We start from the raw sequence: 3,553 nt of genomic DNA, 5'->3' as shown, positions 1-3,553 counted from the left end.
AAGCATTAGAACTCCTGTTGGCAGCCAAAGAGAGCCACTGAACGGTTCGCCGGGAGTAACTAAATTTTCCCGGCTTCGGTTCATTAAATTTCAGTTGCTTAACAAAAAATTTGCATGATAATCAGTCGGTTAACTTTTAAGTGTGTCGTAAGTTATCATGAAAAAATCTCACTTAAAATTTTATATCTCTTTATTATCAATAGCTTATTTCAAATGATGACTACGTTGGAGTAAATCTGAACTGAAAAAAGCTGAAATTCTTTTCACTCTTTTCAGTTCTCTGCTCGCTGTAAATCCCCAGTTGTGGCGCGGTCTGGCGCTATCATTTGTAAAAAATCCCAACTGAAAAATTTTTGTGATCTGAAAACCGCAGGCGGGTGCGGTGTAGTGCGATTTTGATGATAATTTCCTAGAATTTGCGAGCCCCAGTGTTGTAAAGTTGAAGTACGCTAGTAAAATTTGTTATATGCCATATGTTTATAATGCTTAATAGTTTGGTTGTTGAATAATATGTGTAATAAATTATCTTTAAGGAAGAGTTTATGGATCAGCAATTGATAAAGTCTATCTATGTTGAAAAGTTATTTGGTTTATATACTTATGATTTCGACAGTGAAAAAATTAATAGTAGTGCTGTAATTTTATATGGTGACAATGGAGTTGGGAAAAGTACACTCTTAAGATTAGCCTTTCATTTACTTTCACCAGATAATCGGAGTGGGCATCGTACGGCTCTGTACCGTACGAGTTTTTCATTATTGAAGGTAGAACTAACTTCTGGTTATGTACTAACAGCAAAACATGATTCACAAAGAGGTGAAGATAGTTTGATGGTGTTAGATATATTAAAAGGTGACGAAGTAATCGCTAGGTGGAATTATAGGAAAAGTTCTAATGAATCACGAAGAGTTATTGTTGATGATGAAGTTGTTTACTTTCATGATCGAGATATTATAGAGCTATTGCCTAGACAAGCTAAGAAATCAACGGTAAAAGATCCGCTTAGAAAAGTTACTAGTGAGCGCCTTTATATCGAAACTTTAAAGAAAGTCACACCTATCACATTTATTTTAAATGCAGATAGACGTTTAGATGGTGATACTATTAGCGATCCTGACGATGAAGTTGAGTTACGTCAAGCTGTTAGAATGGGAACACCTAAAAGAATAAATGATCTTGTTTTACGTTCGAGAGAGATAGCTCTTAGTCAAGCGTTGAGTGCCGCGACAAAGTGGATAGCAAGAAAAGCAGTTCAAGGAACAAATCAGGGCACCGATAATGTCCATTCAACATATGTTAGAATTCTCAAACAATTAGTCTCAAGCACTGATAGAACCGAAGTTATTTTTCAAGATGATGATATTGATATATTACGAGGTAATCTAAAAAAAATAGGTTCAGAAACACAAGATTTGGCTAAATATGAATTAACTTCATTTTTAGAAATGTCTGAGTTTGAAAAGATCTTGTCCACCGCATCACACTCCAAAAGAGCATTGTCAGCTGAGTTATTAAAGCCTTATATTGAAAGTTTAGAAGGCCGATTAGCTGGTGTGAGATCCATATATAAAATATTGAATAAATTTATTTCTACAATAAATGGATTGTTGACTGATAAAGAGATACGCTTTCAGTTGAGTCAGGGATTTATGATAATAAATAGATTTGGAGATATTTTACAACCAGCTCAGCTTTCTTCTGGGGAGCAGCAGTTATTACTGCTTTTTTGCTATGTACTAGTAGCGAGAGATACACCTAGTATATTTATGATTGATGAGCCAGAAATTTCATTGAATATAAAGTGGCAACGTATAATTATTAATTCTTTATTAGATATAACTGATGGTGCAAATATTCAATTTATATTCGCATCACACTCGCTGGAAATTATTTCTCAACATCGTCATCGTGTGGTTAAATTGGAAAATGAAAATGTCTGATTTACCAAGAAGAACTATTGAAGATATTAAAACTCGCTATTTTGTTGAGCCTACTCTTCAGGATGTATATGTTGAAGGGGTGTTTGATAAATTAGTGCTGAATTCATGGTGTGAAAAAAATGATGAAAAATCAATTGTTTCATACGTAATTGATAGCGTAGATATTCCATTCGAGATTCTTGAAAAGTATGGGTTGACCGATGGAAATAAACAGAGGGTTATCGCATTAGCAAAAGAGTTGGAAGAGTTACATTGTAATAGTTATAAATGTTTAGTAGATAAGGACTTAGATCATTGGTTTGATGCTATTGAAGATATCCCGCAACTTATTTGGACTGATTTTAGCTCCCTTGAAATGTACTTTTTCTCAGAGCAACTTATTAAGCGTATACTAGTCGATATTTCTAATAGCAAAATTAATAATTGGGGAGTTTTTTACGCATCCTTTTTAACCGTTCTCAAGCAACTTTATAGTATTAAACTTGCTGATCGTCAACTTAATCTGAATGGTAAATGGTGTGATATTAAGAAATCTCTTTCATCTAAAAACAGTACGCTTATTTTTGATTTCAGTGGATATATAAATAAGAATCTGATTACCTTTGGTCTCAAAGCTAGAGAAGCCGAATTCGTAAAACTGCATAGTGATTGGTTAGATAAATTAGATTGTGATCCTCGATTGTGCATTAGGGGACATGATTTTGTAGAGCTTATGTCGAGTGCGGTTAAAGAATATAAAGGAATGAAAAACTTCCAAGAATCAGAAGCTCTTCAACGCATTTTATTGGCTTTTATTGATGAAATAGATCATCTTATTCATCAATTAAGATAATTAGCGTACCACTGAAGCATTTTTCGTCTTGAGTCTAAATATTGCGCATGATTGTAAGTTCCACGAATAGAGTTCTTATCAACATGCGCAAGTTGCATTTCAATCCAAGCGCTCTCAAATCCGTGTTCGTGCAGAATCGTGCTCATTGTATGCCTGAAACCGTGGCCAGTTAAGCGTCCATGGTAGCCCAGCAGCTTAATCACCTTGTTGATACTGGCTTCACTCATCGGCTTCCTGACATCATTGCGGCCTGGGAAAACGAGGTTGTAATTCCCCGTAATTACTTGCAACCTCCTTAATATAATGAGCGCCTGAGTAGATAAAGGAACTAGATGAGGACGGCGTTTCTTCATTCGCTCTTTAGGAATCTCCCAGAGGGCGTTATCTAAATCAAACTCGGCCCATTCCGCAGCACGTAGCTCTATTGTTCTCACACCTGTTAGCATCAGCAGCTGTGTGGCGTACTTGGTTACTAAACTGCCTTGATAGTTCTTCAGAGCGCTGACAAAAGCAGGTAATTCACTTTCAGTCAGGAACGGGAAGTGTTGAGTTTTAGGCTTGTTGAGCGCAATCGCCAGATCAGGAGCAAAGTTATATTTAGCTCGCCCGGTGGCTACGGCATAACGTAAAACTTCACCACAACGGCGGCGGATCTTACTGGTTTGCTCCAAAGCACCTCTTTTCTCGATCTTTTGCAGAACGGTGAGCAGTTCTAGTGGTTCAATCTGTTCGATTGGGCGTTGGCCGATAAACGGAATCTATGGTCACTCCCGTTTTTGCA

2 protein-coding genes and 1 pseudogene are annotated in these 3,553 nt (G+C 36.6%); 2 read left to right on the top strand and 1 reads right to left on the bottom strand.

Annotated elements, in window-relative coordinates; translation table 11 throughout:
• The first annotated feature begins 542 nt into the window (after window positions 1-542).
• Window positions 543-1,940: an AAA family ATPase gene (locus tag HMPREF3143_RS01880; RefSeq protein WP_063215887.1), complete on the top strand. Its 1,398-nt coding sequence runs from the start codon at window positions 543-545 to the stop codon at window positions 1,938-1,940.
• Window positions 1,933-2,772, top strand: coding sequence for a DUF4435 domain-containing protein (locus HMPREF3143_RS01875; RefSeq protein WP_063215888.1), 840 nt, complete (start codon window positions 1,933-1,935; stop codon window positions 2,770-2,772). The genes HMPREF3143_RS01880 and HMPREF3143_RS01875 overlap by 8 nt, the downstream gene beginning before the upstream one ends.
• Here the strand turns inward: HMPREF3143_RS01875 and HMPREF3143_RS01870 are convergent.
• Window positions 2,760-3,527: pseudogene (locus HMPREF3143_RS01870) on the bottom strand (tyrosine-type recombinase/integrase); the annotation flags it as partial. The gene HMPREF3143_RS01875 and the pseudogene HMPREF3143_RS01870 overlap by 13 nt on opposite strands.
• Window positions 3,528-3,553 lie beyond the last annotated feature (26 nt).

Origin of the sequence: Enterobacter sp. HMSC16D10 (assembly GCF_001807145.1) — a bacterium.
GTDB lineage: Bacteria > Pseudomonadota > Gammaproteobacteria > Enterobacterales > Enterobacteriaceae > Enterobacter > Enterobacter roggenkampii.
This window is presented reverse-complemented; position numbering and strand designations above follow the sequence as displayed.

Excerpts from the sequence above, each read along its gene's own strand:
- HMPREF3143_RS01875 (WP_063215888.1), top strand. The coding sequence starts at position 1,933 with ATGTCTGATTTACCAAGAAGAACTATTGAAGATATTAAAACTCGCTAT.
- HMPREF3143_RS01880 (WP_063215887.1), top strand. The coding sequence starts at position 543 with ATGGATCAGCAATTGATAAAGTCTATCTATGTTGAAAAGTTATTTGGT.